Annotated in this window: 18 protein-coding genes; 9 read left to right on the top strand and 9 right to left on the bottom strand. The window is 63.2% G+C overall.

The window, feature by feature from the left end:
* Positions 1-28: 28 nt before the first annotated feature.
* Positions 29-466, bottom strand: coding sequence for a hypothetical protein (locus ACSQ84_RS29870; RefSeq protein ID WP_436215310.1), 438 nt, complete (start codon positions 464-466; stop codon positions 29-31).
* 29 nt (positions 467-495) lie between these two features.
* Between ACSQ84_RS29870 and ACSQ84_RS29865 the strand changes: the two genes are divergently transcribed.
* Positions 496-831, top strand: a complete 336-nt coding sequence (locus ACSQ84_RS29865) for a hypothetical protein (protein ID WP_436215309.1) — start codon at positions 496-498, stop codon at positions 829-831.
* A gap of 18 nt (positions 832-849) precedes the next feature.
* On the opposite strand, the gene ACSQ84_RS29860 is transcribed toward ACSQ84_RS29865, so the two are convergent.
* From ACSQ84_RS29860 to ACSQ84_RS29840, 5 genes are all read right to left on the bottom strand, one after another.
* Positions 850-1,758 (bottom strand): 3-hydroxybutyryl-CoA dehydrogenase, encoded by a 909-nt coding sequence (locus tag ACSQ84_RS29860; RefSeq protein WP_436215407.1) that lies wholly within the window; start codon positions 1,756-1,758, stop codon positions 850-852.
* Positions 1,759-1,911: 153 nt separating this feature from the next.
* Complete coding sequence (locus tag ACSQ84_RS29855) at positions 1,912-2,862, bottom strand: electron transfer flavoprotein subunit alpha/FixB family protein (RefSeq protein ID WP_436215308.1); 951 nt, start codon at positions 2,860-2,862, stop codon at positions 1,912-1,914.
* Complete coding sequence (locus ACSQ84_RS29850; RefSeq protein WP_436215307.1) at positions 2,862-3,611, bottom strand: electron transfer flavoprotein subunit beta/FixA family protein; 750 nt, start codon at positions 3,609-3,611, stop codon at positions 2,862-2,864. The genes ACSQ84_RS29855 and ACSQ84_RS29850 overlap by 1 nt, the downstream gene beginning before the upstream one ends.
* Before the next feature lie 126 nt (positions 3,612-3,737).
* Entirely contained in the window at positions 3,738-4,310 is a 573-nt protein-coding gene (locus tag ACSQ84_RS29845; RefSeq protein ID WP_436215306.1) for a cob(I)yrinic acid a,c-diamide adenosyltransferase, read from the bottom strand.
* A gap of 33 nt (positions 4,311-4,343) precedes the next feature.
* Positions 4,344-4,538, bottom strand: a complete 195-nt coding sequence (locus ACSQ84_RS29840) for a twin transmembrane helix small protein (protein WP_436215305.1) — start codon at positions 4,536-4,538, stop codon at positions 4,344-4,346.
* Between the two features lie 158 nt (positions 4,539-4,696).
* On the opposite strand from ACSQ84_RS29840, the gene ACSQ84_RS29835 reads away from it, so the two are divergent.
* On the top strand, positions 4,697-5,548 hold the full coding sequence (locus tag ACSQ84_RS29835) for a YihY/virulence factor BrkB family protein (RefSeq protein ID WP_436215406.1): 852 nt from the start codon (positions 4,697-4,699) through the stop codon (positions 5,546-5,548).
* Here the strand turns inward: ACSQ84_RS29835 and ACSQ84_RS29830 are convergent.
* Together ACSQ84_RS29830 and gluQRS are read right to left on the bottom strand one after the other, a co-directional pair.
* Positions 5,484-6,734 carry an ATP-binding protein gene (locus ACSQ84_RS29830; RefSeq protein WP_436215304.1) on the bottom strand — a complete coding sequence of 417 codons (1,251 nt, stop codon included), beginning with the start codon at positions 6,732-6,734 and terminating at the stop codon, positions 5,484-5,486. The genes ACSQ84_RS29835 and ACSQ84_RS29830 overlap by 65 nt on opposite strands.
* Before the next feature lie 82 nt (positions 6,735-6,816).
* The gene (gene gluQRS / locus ACSQ84_RS29825) at positions 6,817-7,689 is read right to left on the bottom strand and encodes a tRNA glutamyl-Q(34) synthetase GluQRS (protein WP_436215303.1); all 873 of its coding nucleotides are present in this window, start codon (positions 7,687-7,689) and stop codon (positions 6,817-6,819) included.
* A 37-nt stretch (positions 7,690-7,726) separates the two neighbouring features.
* Here gluQRS and ACSQ84_RS29820 point away from each other — a divergent pair, with 37 nt between their 5' ends.
* The gene (locus tag ACSQ84_RS29820) at positions 7,727-8,374 is read left to right on the top strand and encodes a DNA-3-methyladenine glycosylase family protein (protein ID WP_436215302.1); all 648 of its coding nucleotides are present in this window, start codon (positions 7,727-7,729) and stop codon (positions 8,372-8,374) included.
* 61 nt (positions 8,375-8,435) lie between these two features.
* Here the strand turns inward: ACSQ84_RS29820 and ACSQ84_RS29815 are convergent, their stop codons facing one another.
* Positions 8,436-9,323, bottom strand: a complete 888-nt coding sequence (locus ACSQ84_RS29815; protein WP_436215301.1) for a LysR family transcriptional regulator — start codon at positions 9,321-9,323, stop codon at positions 8,436-8,438.
* Between the two features lie 145 nt (positions 9,324-9,468).
* Between ACSQ84_RS29815 and ACSQ84_RS29810 the strand changes: the two genes are divergently transcribed.
* From ACSQ84_RS29810 to ACSQ84_RS29785, 6 genes are all read left to right on the top strand, one after another.
* Positions 9,469-10,443, top strand: a complete 975-nt coding sequence (locus ACSQ84_RS29810) for an NAD(P)H-dependent flavin oxidoreductase (protein WP_436215300.1) — start codon at positions 9,469-9,471, stop codon at positions 10,441-10,443.
* Between the two features lie 46 nt (positions 10,444-10,489).
* Positions 10,490-11,677, top strand: a complete 1,188-nt coding sequence (locus ACSQ84_RS29805; protein ID WP_436215299.1) for an ABC transporter substrate-binding protein — start codon at positions 10,490-10,492, stop codon at positions 11,675-11,677.
* A 13-nt stretch (positions 11,678-11,690) separates the two neighbouring features.
* Positions 11,691-13,217, top strand: coding sequence for an acyl-CoA synthetase (locus tag ACSQ84_RS29800; protein ID WP_436215405.1), 1,527 nt, complete (start codon positions 11,691-11,693; stop codon positions 13,215-13,217).
* Positions 13,218-13,417: 200 nt separating this feature from the next.
* Positions 13,418-14,500, top strand: a complete 1,083-nt coding sequence (locus tag ACSQ84_RS29795; protein WP_436215298.1) for a DUF2855 family protein — start codon at positions 13,418-13,420, stop codon at positions 14,498-14,500.
* Positions 14,501-14,604: 104 nt separating this feature from the next.
* Positions 14,605-16,389, top strand: a complete 1,785-nt coding sequence (locus ACSQ84_RS29790; protein WP_436215297.1) for a flavin-containing monooxygenase — start codon at positions 14,605-14,607, stop codon at positions 16,387-16,389.
* Positions 16,390-16,711: 322 nt separating this feature from the next.
* A complete protein-coding gene (locus tag ACSQ84_RS29785; RefSeq protein WP_436215296.1) occupies positions 16,712-17,614 on the top strand; it encodes a hypothetical protein in 903 nt (300 codons plus the stop codon).
* The last annotated feature ends 88 nt before the right edge of the window (positions 17,615-17,702 follow it).

Here is a 17,702-nt window from a genome sequence, read left to right as displayed (position 1 = left end):
TGCAATGGGAAAGGGTCGCTCGTGCAGATCAGCTTTTCACTCTGCACTCGTAAAGCCATTCATCGTTGTCCGCCTTCTGGCGGTGAACGAGAAATCGGTTAGTTGTAGCAGGGCATTCGGTTACGCCATCCCTGTCCCTGTTATTTGAATTATGGCAGGTCCACTTAACCCTTGGATTTGAAACATCCACCATGCCGTCCATTTCTTTCTCGACTTTGAGTTCTGTAACCCCGTGGACAACAACTTGGTCCCAATCACACTTCTCATTTCCTCTTCCGACCACGCCGTCGGCGCGTACGGGTGTGTAAATTGAGACGGTGGCAAACGTTAAAGCAATCAGTGCGGTAAATTTTGAAGCCATGTCTTGCGCTCTCAAATGCTGGGTGCCGTTGATTAAAAGGTCGTCTGTCAACTGAGCCACCGAAATAGCTCGGTCATTTTGGATTTTGGCGCAATTCAGCGCCACCCACAAGCTCTGGTTGTTTCAAACTCTGGTTGTTTCGGCTTGGGGCCGCGAACGATCGTGGCCTCTGCCGAATCCTCAACCACGCGGAAAGATATAGGTCGCGCGGCCGCGACCAACCCGGCGGCTCGGCAGGGCTGACCGCCTATCGCGCCGGCGCCGGCGAAACCGCCGGCTGGCTGCACGATGCAGTCGCCGAGCAGGGATTGCCGCTGCCGTCCTGCACACGGCGTCTCAGCCTGGATGACAAAAGCGCACGTCAGGCGCTGCAGGCAAGCGCGCCCGGCCCCGCGGCCGAAACCGCCGCTACGCCGCTGATCGTTCGTGACATGTTGAAGCGCGCGGGATGCCGCCTGGCCGACCGATGAGGCGAACAGGCGCCGCGCTCAGCGCGTCGGGACCGGCTTGTCGCCACGGTAGTCGTAGAAACCGCGCTGGCTCTTGCGGCCGAGCCAGCCGGCTTCGACGTATTTCACCAGCAGCGGACACGGCCGGTACTTCGAATCCGCCAGCCCCTCGTGCAGCACCTGCATGATCGACAGGCAGGTGTCGAGGCCGATGAAATCGGCCAGTTCCAGCGGCCCCATCGGATGGTGCGCGCCGAGCTTCATCGCCGCATCGATCGCCTCGACGTTGCCGACGCCTTCATACAGCGTGTAGATCGCCTCGTTGATCATCGGCAGCAGGATGCGGTTGACGATGAAGGCCGGGAAATCCTCGGATACCGCGATCTGCTTGCCGACCCGGGTGACGAATTCCTTGGCGGTATCGAAGGTCTCGTCGTCGGTGGCGATGCCGCGGATCAGTTCGACCAACTCCATCGCCGGCACCGGATTCATGAAGTGAATGCCGATGAATTTTTCGGGGCGGTCGGTCGAGGCGGCGAGCCGAGTGATCGAGATCGACGAGGAATTGGTGGCGACGATCGCTTCCGGCTTCAGCACCGCGCAGACGTCGTGAAATATCTTGCGCTTGACCTCTTCCTTTTCGACCGCGGTCTCGATCACCAGGTCGCAATCCGCCAAGCCGTCGAGGGTCTCACTCGTGGTGATGCGGTCGAGCGCTTGCTTGCGCGCGTCCTCGGTGATGCCCTTCTTGGCGACCTGGCGCGACAAATGGCCGTTGATGGTCGCCATCGCCGATTTCAGCCGGTCGGAGGAGACATCGTTGAGCACCACGTCCAGGCCGGCCAGCGCCGCCACATGGGCAATGCCATTGCCCATCTGGCCCGAGCCGATCACGCCGACCTTGTTGATTGTCACCGCCATATTATCATCCACCCGAACGGCGCGCATATCGCGCCAATTCATCCTTAGGCCTCGGTCTGATCGCGGCCTAAACCTGCGTTTGATGCGCCTTCTTCACGCGAACCGGCACCCGCTTCGCTTGAAAACGCTATCCTTAAAGATAAACACCGGCCAGACCTTACGCGTCCGGCCGCTGTTTGACTATTTTCCGAGCTTGCCGAGCGCCTCGGTCAATTCCGGAACCGCCTGGTACAAATCCGCCACCAGGCCGTAATCGGCAACCTGGAAAATCGGCGCATCCTCATCCTTGTTGATCGCGACGATCACCTTGGAATCCTTCATGCCGGCGAGATGCTGGATCGCGCCGGAAATGCCGATCGCGACGTAGAGTTCCGGCGCCACCACCTTGCCGGTCTGGCCGACCTGCCAGTCGTTCGGCGCATAGCCGGCATCGACCGCGGCGCGCGAGGCGCCGACGCCGGCGCCGAGCTTGTCGGCGAGCGGCTCGATGTATTTGGCGAAATTCTCACGGCTCTGCATCGCGCGGCCGCCGGAGACGATGATTTTGGCAGATGTCAGCTCGGGGCGGTCGCTCTTGGCGACTTCCTCGCCGACGAAGCTGGAAAGGCCGGGATCGGCCGCGGAGGCGGCGTTCTCGATCGCGGCGCTGCCGCCGTCACCGGCCGCGGCGAAGGTCGAGGTCCGCACCGTGATGACCTTCTTGGCGTCCTTGGACTTTACGGTCTGGATCGCGTTGCCGGCATAGATCGGCCGCTCGAAGGTATCGGGCGAGACCACCTTGATGATCTCGGACACCTGCATCACGTCGAGCAGGGCGGCGACGCGCGGCATCACGTTCTTGAAGCGCGAGGTGGCGGGCGCGACGAAGGCGTCATAGGACGGCGCCAGCGCCACGATCAGCGCGGCCAGCGGCTCGGCGAGGTCGTGGGCATAGGCTTCGCCCTCGGCAACCAGCACCTTGGTGACGCCGGCAAGCTTCGCCGCCGCCTCGGCCGCGGCCTTGATGCCATTGCCGCCACCGGCGACCAGCACATGAACCTCGGCACCCAGCTGGGTGGCCGCTGTCAGCGCCTTGTTGGTGGAGTCCTTGACGGTCTCGTGATCATGTTCGGCAATCAACAGCGTCGTCATCAGAGAACCCCGGCTTCGGTCTTGAGTTTCGAAATCAGCTCAGCGACGTCCTTGACCTTGACGCCTCCCTTGCGGCCGGGCGGTTCAGCTGTCTTGAGCACTTCGAGATGCGGCGTGAGATCGACGCCGTAATCGGCCGCGCTCTTGTCGGCGATCGGCTTCTTCTTCGCCTTCATGATGTTGGGCAACGACGCGTAGCGCGGCTCGTTGAGCCGGAGGTCGGTGGTGACGATCGCCGGTCCCTTCAGCTTCAGGGTCTGCAGGCCGCCGTCGACTTCGCGCGTCACCTTGAAATCCGAGCCTTCGACTTCGAGCTTGGAGGCAAAGGTCGCCTGAGACCAGCCGAGCAGTGCGGCCAGCATCTGGCCGGTCTGGTTGCTGTCGTCGTCGATCGCCTGCTTGCCGAGAATGACGAGACCGGGCTTCTCTTCGTCGACGATGGCTTTGAGAATCTTCGCGACCGCCAGCGGTTCGACATTGCCGTCGGCCTTGACGAGAATGCCGCGGTCGGCGCCCATGGCAAGACCGGTCCGGATCGTCTCCGAGGCCTGTGCGGGCCCGATCGACACCACCACCACTTCGGTCGCCTTGCCGGCTTCCCGCAGCCGCAGCGCTTCCTCGACGGCGATTTCGTCGAACGGATTCATCGACATCTTCACGTTGGCGAGTTCCACGCCCGTTCCGTCGCTCTTGACGCGGACCTTGACGTTGAAATCGACCACCCGTTTTACCGGCACAAGAACCTTCATCGATCCTCTTTCGCTTGAATTCTGGGGTTTGGTTGGCTCTTTATTAGCTTGGGCGCGGAACCTAAAGGTCCCGCTATCGGCGGTCAACGCGCGAAAGCCAAAAATCGCGCGCTTTGGAAGGCCTCTCTAGCGGTTCTGGCCGGGCACCCATAACACGTCCCCGGCGCCATTATCGTTCACGGCGCGGCTGGCCACGAACAGGAAATCCGACAGGCGGTTCATATACTGTACGGCAGGCTCGCTGACCGGCTCTTCGGGCTTGGCGGCCAGTTCCACCATCATCCGTTCCGCTCTGCGACATATGGTGCGGGCGAGATGCAGGTATGCCGCAGCCGGGGTACCGCCCGGCAGCACGAAGGAGGTCAGGGGCGCCAGGTGGGCATTGAGGGTATCGATATCGCGCTCGAGCCGGTCGACCTGGCTCGACAGCATGCGCAGCCGCTCCGCCTTGCCGTCGCGCTGAGGCACGGCGAGGTCGGCGCCGAGATCGAACAGGTCGTTCTGGATCAGGCCCAGCATGGTGTCGAGGTCGCGCGCCTGCGCCAGATGCAGCCGCACCACGCCAATCGCGGCGTTGGTCTCGTCCACGGTTCCGTAGGCGGCGACGCGCAGATCGTATTTCGGGCGGCGTTCGCCGCTGCCGAGCGCGGTGGTGCCGTCATCGCCGGTCCGCGTATAGATTCGATTGAGCACGACCATTGGCAAGACTCCTTATTACTTGATTACCTGCCTCTATTTACCCATCGCCCAGACCACGACCATCGTGATGACGATGGCGATGAATTGCAGCAACACCCGCAGCCGCATCAGATGCTGCGAACGGCTGGGCGAGCCGCCCCGCATCATGTTGATGAGACCCAGCAGCAGCACGATTGCAACGGCAGCGACCGCGATGGGGAGGATAATCGAACCCAGAAAGGATGCCATCGGCGCTACATAACACCGCGCCGGTCCGGCCGCTATACGTTCACGGACGCCTGATCGATCTGGCTTTTGGCGCCATAATATCAGAAGCTCGGATCGAACCGTCAATCGCCAGATCAAGGTGGGATGTGAGGCAGATCAGCTACGTCTATCACGTCGCGATGGATGCCTTTTACGAGTTCCTCGCCGATGATGGCTGGGCGATCGCCAGCCATATCGCGCTATCGACGCTGATGGCGCTGTTTCCGTTCCTGATCGTGCTGACCTCGCTGGCGGGCTTCGCCGGCTCCAAGGACCTCGCCGACCAGGCCATAGGCCTGTTGCTGCAGGTCTGGCCGCAACAGGTCGCCGATACGCTGTCAGGCGAAATCCATGACGTGCTGACCACCACCCGCGGTGACATACTGACCATCGGTGCGGCGCTTGCGGTTTATTTCGCCTCGAACGGCGTCGAGGCGCTGCGGGTGGCGCTCAACCGCGCCTATTCCGTGGTCGAACTGCGCAGCTGGTATTGGCTGCGGCTGGAATCAATCGGTTACACGCTGGTGGCCGCCTTCGCGTCGCTGGCGATGGCGTTCCTGATCGTGCTGGGTCCGTTGATGCTGGAATCGGCGCGGCGCCACATTCCCTTCTTCGTTGAAACCAACGAGTACCTTCTCAACATCGCCCGCTACAGCATTACCATCTCGGCGCTGATCGTTGCGCTGTTCATCCTGCACGCCTGGCTGCCGGCCGGGCGAAGAGGGTTTCTGCAGATCCTGCCCGGCATCATCTTCACCATGGTGGCATCGCTGGTATCGAGCATCCTGTTCGGCCAGTATCTGGCGCGCTTCGCCAATAATTACGTGACGATGTATGCGGGACTGGCGTCGGTGATCATCGCGCTGGTGTTTTTGTATTTCATCGCCGCGATCTTCGTTTACGGCGGCGAATTGAACGCGGCGATCATCAAGTCACGGCTGCCGCACGGCGTGTCGCTTCAAGCAGCGCAGTCGCTAGCGCACGTGGACTGACAGGCTTGACCAGGAAAGCGTCGGCGCCGGCGGCGCGCGAGGCCGCCTCGTCTTCGCCGCGCCCCGACACGCAGATGATCGGGATGCGGCCAAGCGGCGGATCGAGCGCCCGAATCCGCCGGATCGCCTCGATGCCGTTGATGCCCGGCAGCACCATGTCCATCAGAACCGCGTCGAAATTTCCTTGCACGATTCGCTTCGGGGCGGCCTCGCCCTGGCCGATGAACTCGGTCTGGTGGCCGAGTTCGGTCAGGATGGCGTTGAGCACGACGCGGCCGAACGGATTGTCCTCGACGCTGAGCAGGTGCAAAGAGCGCGGCGCCTCGATCGGCGGCTCGCCGTCGGCTCCCGACATGATGGTGACCGGGCCATTGGCCGGCGACATCACGACGCTGAGCGTAAAGGTGGTGCCGCCGCCGCGCCGCTGCGTCACGACGATGTCGCCGCCCATGGCGCGCGCGAGCTGCTTGACCGACGACAGGCCAAGCCCGGCGCCGCCGAAGCGCGATGCGATCGAGACATTGGCCTGCGAGAACGGGCGGAACAGGCGCTTGATCTCGCTGAGCGTGAGGCCGATGCCGCTGTCGGATACCGCGAAGGCGACGCCGATTTTGCCCTTGGGCGCGCGCCGCGGCGATACATCAAGCGCGACGCTGCCCTGGTCGGTGAATTTCACCGCGTTGTCGATCAGGTTCTCCAGCGCCGCCCGCAGCCGAACGGGATCACCAACCACGAAGGCGGCGAGTTTTTCGGAAATCTCGACCGACGACTGCAAGCCCTTCGCCGCCGCCCGCCCGGTCAGCGAATCGCCGGCGTTGCGGGCGAGCGTATGCAGATCGAAGAAGTCGTGACGCACGGTGAGACCGGGACCGCTGCTGCGCGCGGCATCGACGAACAGGGTCGCAAGGCTCGCCAGATGCTCCGCGCCCGCCTTGATGGTGTCGACCCAGCGCCGTTCGCGCTCGTCGAGGTCGGACGTGGCCAATAGATTGCTGATCGCCAGAATGCCTGTGAGCGGCGTGCGCACCTCGTGTGCAAAAGCCGCCAACGCCGCTTCGACCACGCCGGGCCCAGCCGCCGGTTTCCGCGGGCTGCGCTTCTTCGCAGCCACGCGGGACACGCGCTTCTTCTTCGGCTGCTTTCTGGTCAGCCGTGCTGGACGCCGTGAACGCGGTGATGCCGCCATAATCCCCCTTACCCGTCTTGCATCAGCATGGCATGCCACAGCGGCCGGAGTCACGATGGCCTTTGAGCAACCCTCAGTAGAATTACGCAAGCCCGACCAAGCGGCGGATGTGGGCCGGCGTGGCGCCCTGCCCACGCAATTCACGCAAGGCAGTGGCCCTGGTCGACTTCGAGAGCTTCTGTCCGGTGCCATCGAGCACCAGCCGATGATGCCGGTAGACCGGTTGCGGACTATCGAGCAGGGATTGCAGCAAGCGGTGCACGCTGGTCGCCCAGAACAGGTCCTGGCCGCGCACCACGCAGGTGACGCCCTGCAGGGCGTCGTCGATCACGACGGACAGATGATAGCTGGTCGGCGTTTCCTTGCGCGCCAGGATAACGTCGCCCCAGTCCTCCGGCCGGGCGGCCACGATTCCGGTTTCGCCGGCCGGGCCTTCGCCATGCTCGATCCAGGTGAGATCGGGGGCTTGCGCCATGGCCGCCGCCATATCGAGCCGCAACGCATACGGCAGGCCTTGCCCGATCAACTGCCGGCGCGCTGGCGCGGAAAACGACTTCGCCGCACCCGGATAGAGCGGCGCGCCATCGGGATCGCGCGGCCATGGTGCAACGCTCTCCCGTTCGGCGACCAGACGGGCGATTTCCGCGCGGCTCTCGAAGGCGGGATAGATCAAGTCCCGGCCCGACAGTTTTTCAACCGCTTCGCGAAAGTCGGAAAAATGGTCGGATTGCCGTCGCACCGGTGTTTCCCAGGATATCCCGAGCCATTCGAGGTCTTCATAGATGGCCGCTTCGAATTCCGGCCGGCACCGCGTCGCGTCGATATCCTCGATGCGCAGCAAAAATTGTCCGCCGCTCGCACGGGCCATGTCGAAATTCAGCAGCGCCGAAAAAGCGTGGCCGAGATGGAGGTAGCCATTGGGGCTTGGCGCAAATCGGAACACAGGTGGCGGCATTGATCTCTTTCGCAGGACATGATGGTTTTAAGGCGCAATGACCATCCATCTCAACTCCCAGACCGACCTCGAAGAAGCAATCGCCGCCCTCGTCGTGCAGGACAAGCGGCTCAAGCCGATTCTCGAACTCACCGGCATGCCGGCGCTGCGGCAGCGCGAACCGGGCTTTGCCGGGCTGGCGCATATCGTGTGCGGCCAGCAGCTCTCCATTGCGAGCGCTGGGGCGATCTGGGGCCGCCTCATCGCGGCGTTCGATCCGTTCGATCCCGAACTGATCCGCAAGGCGCGCGCCGAGCGCCTGGGGCGGCTCGGCCTTTCGGCGGCCAAGATCAAGACGCTGAAAAACATCGCGCGCGAATTGGCCGCCGAGCGATTGAACCTCGACGTGCTGGCGGAAGAGAACGCCGATGCCGCGCACCATACGCTGACCGCGCTGCCCGGCATCGGCCCATGGACCGCCGACGTCTATCTCTTGTTCTGCCTCCGCCATGGCGACGCCTGGCCGGCCGGCGATATCGCAATCCAAGAAGCGATCAAGGTCGGGCTCGGCCTGAAGGCGCGGCCGACGGCAAAGGAAATGGCGCCGCTGGCGGAGCCGTGGCGCCCGCTGCGGGGCGCGGCGGCGCATCTGTGGTGGAGTTATTATCGCGTGCTGAAGAAGCGTGAGGGTGTGCTCGCGAAATAAAATCGCGAAAACAACCCCATGCATAGAAAGGAACCCGCTGGCGGCACTCGTGATTTTGGCTTCAGCCGCGCAGCCGAACCCGGTCCTCGCGTGCGCAAGATGTGACGAAGTCGATCACCGCGCGCACCGCGGGCAGTTCGACGAGATCCGGATGCGCCAGCAGCCAGAGATCGGCGACGCTGACCAGCTTTTGCGGCGCGACGCGAACCAGATCGGGGTCGTCGGCGGCGACAAAACAGGACAGCGCCGAGATTCCAAGGCCGGCCTTCGCCGCGGCCAGCATGTCGCCCTGCGACGAGCAGCGCAGCACCACCGATCCCTGCCGGGTGATGACATCGCTCCAGCGCGCCAGGCGCTCGTTCGAGGCCCGGTCGGCGAACCCGATCACGCTGTGCCCCTTCCACTCGTCGCGCCGTTCCGGCAGGCGCCGCCCCGCCGCATAGGCGCGCGAGGCGTAGAAGCCGGTGCCGAGCCGGCCGATCCGGCGGCCGATCAGATTTTCTTCGCCGCTATCGACCGGACGCAGTACCACGTCAGCCTCGCGGCGGCGCACGCTGGCCGGAAACGGATGGGTGATGATCTCGATCTGGATATGGTCGTGCGCGCGCAGGAACGGCCCAAGCCGCGGCATCAGCCAGTGCGAGGCGAGGGTCGCTCCGATCGAGAGCTTGACCACGCCGCGGGCGTCCGCACCGGTCGCCGACACCGCGGCCTCGGCGCGCAACGCGGCGGCCGCCATGGCATCGACGTGTTCGCGGAATTTGCGGCCCTGCGAGGTCAGCGACAGGCCTTCGTTGGAGCGCGCGAACAGGGGAATGCCGAGCTGGCCTTCCAGTTCGGCGATCTTGCGGCCGACCGTGGGATGGCTGGAACGGAGCTGGCGCGCGGCCGCGGTAAAGCTGCGGGTTTCGGCCACCGCGACGAAGGTCTTGCAGAGGTCCCAGTCCATCGGCGATCAGACTTACGTTCATTACTGAATAGACACCTGTTCAATATTGAACGGATGAGGCGATCGGTCCAGCCCTATAATGCGGCAACAGAGGCCGGCTGGAGCGGAACCGCTCGCCGGCCACGAAACCCAAAAGGAGAATCGAATGCCGTTGCCAGCGTCGCTAGCCAATTCGCTTGAACTGCCGGTGGTCGGCTCGCCGCTGTTCATCGTGTCCGGGCCTGAGCTCGTCATCGCCCAGTGCAAAGCCGGGATCGTCGGCTCATTTCCCGCGCTGAACGCGCGTCCGGTCGAGAAGCTCGGCGAATGGCTGAGCCGGATCGAGAACGAGCTTGGCGAATACAAGGCGCTGCATCCCACCAAGAAGGTCGCGCCCTACGCGGTCAACCAGATCTGCCACGCCTCCAACGACCGGCTGATGAAAGACATGGAGACCTGCGTCAAGCACCAGGTTCCGATCATCATCACCTCGCTGCGCCCGCCGCAGGAGATCGTCGAAGCCGCGCATTCCTATGGCGGCGTCGTGTTCCATGACGTGATCAACGTCAAGCACGCGCGCAAGGCTGCCGAGCAAGGCGTCGACGGGCTGATTCTGGTTTGCGCCGGCGCCGGCGGCCACGCCGGCACGCTGTCGCCCTTCGCGCTGTTGCGCGAGGTCAAGCAATGGTTCAAGGGCACCATCCTGCTGTCGGGCGCGATCTCCGACGGCTGGAGCATTGCCTCCGCGCTCGCGCTCGGCGCCGACCTTGCCTATATGGGCACCCGCTTCATCGCCACCGAAGAAGCCAACGCCGACCTCGCCTACAAGAACGCGTTGACCGAGCACGCCGCGCACGACATCGTCTATTCGAACCTGTTCACCGGCGTGCACGGCAATTATCTCGGCCCCTCGATCGTGGCCGCGGGCCTCGATCCCGACAACCTGCCGATCGCCGACAAGACCAAAATGAATTTCGGCTCCGGCGGCAATACCAAGTCCAAGGCGTGGCGCGACATCTGGGGCTCGGGCCAGGGCATCGGCCAGATCAACGATGCGCCGCCGGTCGCCGAACTGGTCGCGCGCCTCAAAGCCGAATTCGACGACGCGGGCAGCGACTTTCTCAAGCGGGCGCGCGCTTAAGCGGCGGCTCTCGGCTTCGACAATAAATCAAAACAGAGGGATGGGAATGATGAGCGTATCACGCACTGCATTGAGCGTTGTGTTCGCATTGTTGACGAGCGCTGCCATCGCTGCTGAAGACAGGAGCGAAATCCGCATCGGCCAGACATTGCCCTATAGCGGGCCGGTATCCGGCTTCGGCATTATCGGCCGGGCGCAGGAGGCCTATTTCGAGAAGGTCAACGCGGAAGGCGGCATCAACGGCCGCAAGGTCAAGTTCATCACGCTCGACGACGCCTATTCGCCGCCCAAGACGGTCGAGCAGACCCGCAAGCTGGTCGAACAGGACGAAGTGCTGCTGATGTTCGGCTCCCTGGGCACCGCGACCAACAACGCCGTGCATCGCTACCTCAACAGCAAAAAGGTGCCGCAGCTGTTCGTGCTGAGCGGCGCCACCAAATGGGCCGACCCGAAGAACTACCCGTGGACCATGCCGGGCATGGCGACCTATCAGTCCGAAGGCGTGGTATATGCCAAATACATTCTGCAAACCAAGCCGGACGCCAAGATCGCCATCCTCTCGCAGAACGACGATTTCGGCCGCGACTATGTCGCCGGCTTCAAGCGGGCGCTGGGCGAGAAGGCCGCGACCATGATCGTCTCCGAGGCGAGCTATGAGACCAGCGCGCCGACCATCAATTCGCAGCTCTCGACGCTGAAGGCGTCCGGCGCCAACGTGATGTTCGGCGTCGTGCTGGGGAAATTCACCTCGCAGATGATCAAGGGCGTCGCCGAACTCAACTGGAAGCCCGACTTGTTCTTCGTGCCGACATCGGCGTCATCGATCTCGTTCCTGGAGCCCGGCGGGCTGGAAAATGCAGTTGGGTTGATCTCGTCAAGCAACCAGAAAGACACGATGGACACGCAATGGGCCAGTGACGCCGGCGTGAAGGAGTATTTCGCCTTCATGAAACAGTATTTGCCCAATGCCGACCTCAACAATTCGAACTACTCGGCGGGCTACCATTATGCCAACCTGATGGTGAAGGTGCTGGCGGCCTGCAAGGACGATCTCAGCCGCGAGAACATCATGCGCCAGGCCGCTTCGCTGCGTCAGGTTCCGCTGCCGCTGCTGCTGCCGGGAATCACGGTATCGACCGATGCCGACGACTATCTGCCGTTCCAGCAATTGCGACTGCGCCGGTTCGACGGCAAGAGCTGGGTCGGGTTTGGCGAAATTCTGGACGACCGCTAGGGAGTACGTGAGGGTGATCATCGGCGGCGAACGCACCATTACCTATCCGGAAATCCACGACCGCATCGCACGCGCGGCAACGGGATTGCGCAGCCTCGGCGTCAGCGGCGGTACGCCGGTCGGCATGATGCTGCGCAATGACTTTGCGTTGTTCGAGGTTTCCGGCGGGGCTGCGGCGCTCGGCAGTCCCGTGGTGCCGATCAACTGGCATCTGAAGGCCGAGGAGGTTGCCTATATCCTCGCCGACAGCGGCGCGGATATTCTGGTCTGCCACGCAGACTTGTTGCCGCAGATCAAAGACGGGCTATCAGCCCATATCAAGCTATTGATCGTGACCACGCCGCCGGAAATCGCTGCCGCGTTCAATATCCGGCCCGCGCTAACGCGGGTGCCCGATGGCATGACCGACTGGGATGTCTGGCGTGACAGCCATGCGCCAACGCAGGAGCCGCCGATCGGCAGCGCACCGATGTTCTACACCTCAGGCACCACGGGCCTGCCCAAGGGCGTCCGGCGCAAGCCGATGAAGCCGGAACAACAGGCGGCATCCGCGCGGGTCGGCACCATCGCCTATGGCGTCAAGGCCGATGACGATCAGGTCGTCCTGATGAACGGCCCGATGTATCATTCGGCACCGAATTCCTACGGCATGCTGGCGTTCCGCAGCGGCTGCCAGATCGTGCTCGAACCGCGCTTCGATCCTGAAGACATGCTGCAACTGATTGCGCGGCACCGCGTCACCCACATGCATATGGTGCCGACCATGTTCGTGCGGCTGCTGCGATTGCCGGACGAGATCAAGCAACGGTACGACCTCTCGTCGCTGCGCTTCGTCGTCCATGGCGCGGCGCCCTGCCCGCCGCAGATCAAGCGCGCCATGATCGACTGGTGGGGACCCGTGGTGCACGAATATTTCGGCTCCACCGAAACCGGGATTCCGGTGTGGCACTCGGCCGAGGAGGCGCTGGCAAAACCCGGCACCGTCGGCAAGGCGATCGAGGGCGGCATCGTGAAAATATTCCGGCCCGACGGCGCGCTGTGCGAGGTCAACGAGCCCGGCGAAATCTTCATGCGGCAGATCGCGACCTCGGATTTCGACTACCATGGCAAGGCCGAGGCCCGCACGGAAGCCGGCCGCGACGGCCTCGTCAGTGTCGGCGATGTCGGCTATCTCGACGAAGACGGCTATCTGTTCCTGTGCGATCGCAAGCGCGACATGGTGATCTCCGGCGGCGTCAACATCTATCCCGCCGAGATCGAGAACGCGCTGATCGGCATGGACGGCGTGCGCGACTGCGCGGTGTTCGGCATTCCCGACGACGAGTTCGGCGAGCGATTGTTTGCCTGCATCGAGCCCGAACCGACGGCCATGTTGTCGCCCGCCGCGGTGCAGAATTTCCTCCGCGGACGCCTTGCCAATTTCAAGGTGCCGAAGGATATCCAGTTCATGGACGCGATGCCGCGCGAAGCCACCGGCAAGATCTTCAAGCGCAAGCTCAGGGATCTCCATGCCGAGGGGCGACTGCGCGCCATCGTGTAACGGTCACCCTCGGCGTCATTGCGAGGAGCGAAGCGACGAAGCAATCCATCTTGCAGGAAGTTGGATTGCTTCGCTTCGCTCGCAATGACGGGAAATGAGTCCGACACCTAATCGAACGGCGTTTTAAACAGCATTGCTGTTGCAAAACAGTCATCGGTTGGCGCAATGATTACCGCATGTGAAATGCAGGGATCGAGCACATGCACGCCACCGACTTCATCGTCGCCCGCAACGATCTGCAGCAATGCAAATCGATCGAAACGCAACTGCCGGACGCCGCCGCACTGCCAGCCGACGCGCTGCTGGTCAAGGTGAGGCGCTTCGCCTTCACCGCCAACAACATCACCTATGCCGTGCTCGGCGACATGTTGAAATACTGGCAGCTGTTTCCAGCCCCCGACGGTTTCGGCAACGTTCCAGTGTGGGGCTTTGGCGAGGTGATCGCCTCCAGGCATCCAGATATCGCCGCCGGCGAGACCGTGTTCGGCTATTTCCCGATGGCATCGCATCTCGTGATCGAGGCCGCCGACGTCACCAAACGGGGTTTGCGCGATGGCGCCGCGCACCGGCAAGTCGCCGCGCCGGTCTACAACGCCTATGCCCGCGTCAGCGGCGATCCGGCGTTCACCGGCAGACAGGGCGACTTCCAGGCGCTGCTGCGGCCGCTGTTCATGCTGTCGTTCCTGGTCGACGACTTCCTGGCGGAGAATGAATTCTACGGCGCGCGCCGCGTCATGCTGTCCTCGGCCTCCAGCAAGACCGCGTTCGGCCTCGCGCATCTGCTGCACGGGCGTGACGGTATCAAGGTGATCGGACTGACCTCGGCTCCAAACGTCGCGTTCGTCAAATCGCTCGGCTGTTACGACCAGGTCGTGACCTACGACGCGGTGGGGTCGATACCTGCGGATTCGCCGGTCGCCTATGTCGACATGGCCGGCAACAGCGATCTGCGCGAACGCCTGCACCGCCACTTCGGCGACCAGATGAAATATTCCGGACGTGTCGGCCTTACCCACCGCAGCACGTCACCCGACGAGCCGGAGTTGCCCGGCGCCAAGCCGACATGGTTCTTTGCGCCGGACCAGATCCGCAAGCGGGCCAAGGAGTGGGGGCCGGGCGGTGTCGACACGCGCTTCGGCGCGGCCTGGTCCGGCTTCGCGCCAAAACTCGATCAATGGCTTTCCGTAACCGAAGGCCGCGGGCCGGCAGCGGTGCGCGAGGTCTATCTCGACACCCTCAACGGCCGCGTGCCGCCGGACCAGGGGCACATCCTCACTCTTTAGGGAATGTCCGATATCTCCTCACACCCTTCCTGCCGTCTCCTGAATGGGTATAGGCTTGTGGAATAGGGAAACGCCGCACAGACGGCCGGTGACGAGAAACGCGCATGCTCGACAGGACGGACGATATTTCGGTGGCCGCCGAAAATTGGCTTGCGCAGTTCGAGGCGGCGCTGGCGAAATCCGATAGCCGCCTGCTGGAGACGCTGTTCCATCCCGACAGCCATTGGCGCGACGTGCTGGCGCTGAGCTGGAACATCCAGACCGTCAACGGCGCGGACGCCATCCTGAAGGAGCTCGGCCGTTACGCGCCGGCCACTGGCCCTGTTGGATTTGCCGTCGATCCCGATCGCGCCGCGCCGCGCAAGGTGATGCGCGCGGGCACCAACGCGATCGAGGCGATCTTCAAGTTCGAGACCAAAGTGGGACGCGGCAGCGGCATCATCCGGCTGATACCGGATACGGCCGACAGCAACAAGCTCAAGGCCTGGACGCTGCTGACCGAGCTTGGCGAACTCAAGGGCTTCGAGGAGCAGATCGGCGTCGCGCGCCCGCGCGGCAACGCCTATTCGCGCGATTTCCGCGGCCCCAACTGGCTCGACCTGCGCACGGCCTCCGCCGGCTATGCCGAACACGACCCCACCGTGCTCGTCATCGGCGGCGGACAATCCGGCCTCTCGATCGCCGCGCGGCTGAAGCAATTGAATGTCGATACGCTGATCGTCGATCGCGAGAAGCGCATCGGCGACAACTGGCGCAAGCGCTACCACGCGCTGACGCTGCATAATCAAGTGCAGGTCAATCACCTGCCCTACATGCACTTCCCGCCGAACTGGCCGACCTACATCCCGAAGGACAAGCTCGCCAACTGGTTCGAAGCCTATGTCGAAGCCATGGAGCTGAACTTCTGGACCGAGACCGAATTCGAGGGCGGCAGCTACGACGAAGAGGAACAGCGCTGGACGGTGACGCTGCGTCGCGCCGACGGCAGCACACGCACCATGCGTCCGCGCCATGTGGTGCTGGCGACCGGCGTCAGCGGCATTCCGAGCCGGCCCGCGATCGCCGGCCTGAAGGATTTTCGCGGCACGGTGATGCATTCCAGCCAGTACGACGACGGCGAGAACTGGAAGGGCAAGCGCGCGATCGTGATCGGCACCGGCAACAGCGGCCACGACATCGCGCAGGACCTGCATTCGAGCGGCGCCAGTGTGACGCTGTTTCAACGCTCGTCGACGCTGGTCGTCAGCATCGAACCCTCGGCGCAACTGGTGTACGCGCCCTACAACGAGGGCACGCTCGAGGACAATGACCTGATCGCGGTCTCGATGCCGCTGAAAGTCGCACGAAGGAGCCACGCGCTGACGACGGAGAAATCCAGGGAGCTGGATCGAGAGTTGCTTGAGGGACTTGCGCGCACGGGCTTCAAGCTCGATTTCGGCGAGGACAATACCGGCTGGCAGTTCAAATACCTCACCCGCGGCGGCGGCTATTATTTCAACGTCGGCTGTTCCGACCTGATCATCAAGGGCGATATCGCCCTGAAGCAATTTGCCGATGTCGAGGGCTTTGTCGCCGACGGCGCCAAGATGAAGGACGGCGAGACCATCGGCGCTGATCTTGTGGTGCTGGCGACCGGCTACAAGCGGCAGGAAGAGCTGGTGCGGCTGCTGTTCGGTGAAGCGATCATGAACCGCGTCGGCACGATCTGGGGTTTTGGCGACGGCCAGGAGCTGCGCAACATGTACACCCGCACCGGCCAGCCCGGCCTGTGGTTCATCGCCGGCGGCCTCGCGCAATGCCGCATCGGCTCGAAGCATCTCGCGCTGCAGATCAAGGCGATCGAGGAAGGGTTGTTGCCGCGCGGGGCAAGGCCAACCCGCGCGCCCTGAAGCACAATCTGACGAGGACCGGCGTAGCCGGACCGGACTTTCAGCATAGCCAAACCCCGCAGCGCCGACCGTATCGGGCGCCGGACGCGGCTGCGACGACATTCAACCTTGACAATTTTTTCTCATGTGGACAACTTAGGGTCATTGCCAATTTTTTACGCTGTTGAAGCCAAATACTTTTCATCGACGGCGCCGCAGGGGGCGGTGGACCGACATCTATTCCGCGCGATTGGATACCGCTGTTGTCGAAGCAATTCGCGGCGGCACGGCAGCGGTTGTCCGGTATTCGCGTGCAGCAAATTGCATCAGGGAGGGGACGCCAATGGAGGACATCAGAAGATACAGCGGGGCCATCTTGACGGGTCTGGCAGCGCTGGTGGTGGTGGGCGCGCTTTACGTGGTGTTCCTGCTTTTAATGAAACTCGTCAATACGAGCGAGGTAGCCAACGGAACGCTTCCGCTGCTTGCGATCGGCGGCGTGGTGGTGCTGATTCTCCTGCTCACCGCGGTGGCGATGGTTTTCTCGATCCTCAACCTCACCAACAAGGACCAGGCGATGGGCCTTCCGGAGGGCTCTATCCGCGCGGTTATTGCGCTCTCGCTGATCGTGCTGTTCGCCATCCTGTCGGTCTTCCTGTTCCAGAACATTTCGACGGGCGGATCGAAAAACACCATCGCGGAGATGTCGGGCACCGACCGCACGGAATTCATCCGGAGCCACGCCAACGCCCGGGATATTCAGTCGACACCGACCACGGGCAAGCCCGGATTTTACGACGTGACCTACCGGAGCGCCAACGTCGCCAGCGAGGACTTCGCCAAGCAGTTGCTGGTTTTGCTGGGGACGCTGATGACCGCGATAACGAGCTTCTATCTCGGCGCGGGAACGGTGACATCGGCGGTCAAGGCGGGCGGCGAAGCTGCCGCGGCGACGGTCCCCTCGCCGAGCCTGGGCGGCATCAAGCCCGCCACGGCTTCGATTGCCAGGGATGGGCCAGTGCTGCACCTCGAACTTTCCGGAGCGAACCTCAACAAGATGACGCGCGTCAACCTCGTCAAGGCCGGTGTCCCGCCGATTGCCGGCAGCAATGTCAAATCGAGCGCGACCGGAATCATCTGCGACGTCGATATCAGCAAGGCCGATCAGGGCGCATGGGCTGTCGAGGTCGATGACGGTGTGTCGAAGCCGATCAAGGCCCAGGGCAATCTGACCATCACCGCCTGACGGGATACGTCGTCGAGCCAACGGCAGCTGCCCGCGGGTTGCCGCTGGCGAACCCGCGCCATGCGCAAAAGACGCTCGTGCTCCGTCC

It is taken from the genome of Bradyrhizobium sp. LjRoot220 (assembly GCF_964252915.1).
GTDB lineage: Bacteria > Pseudomonadota > Alphaproteobacteria > Rhizobiales > Xanthobacteraceae > Bradyrhizobium.
Note: the sequence above shows the minus strand (reverse complement) of the source record. Positions and strands in the feature narration are given on the sequence as shown.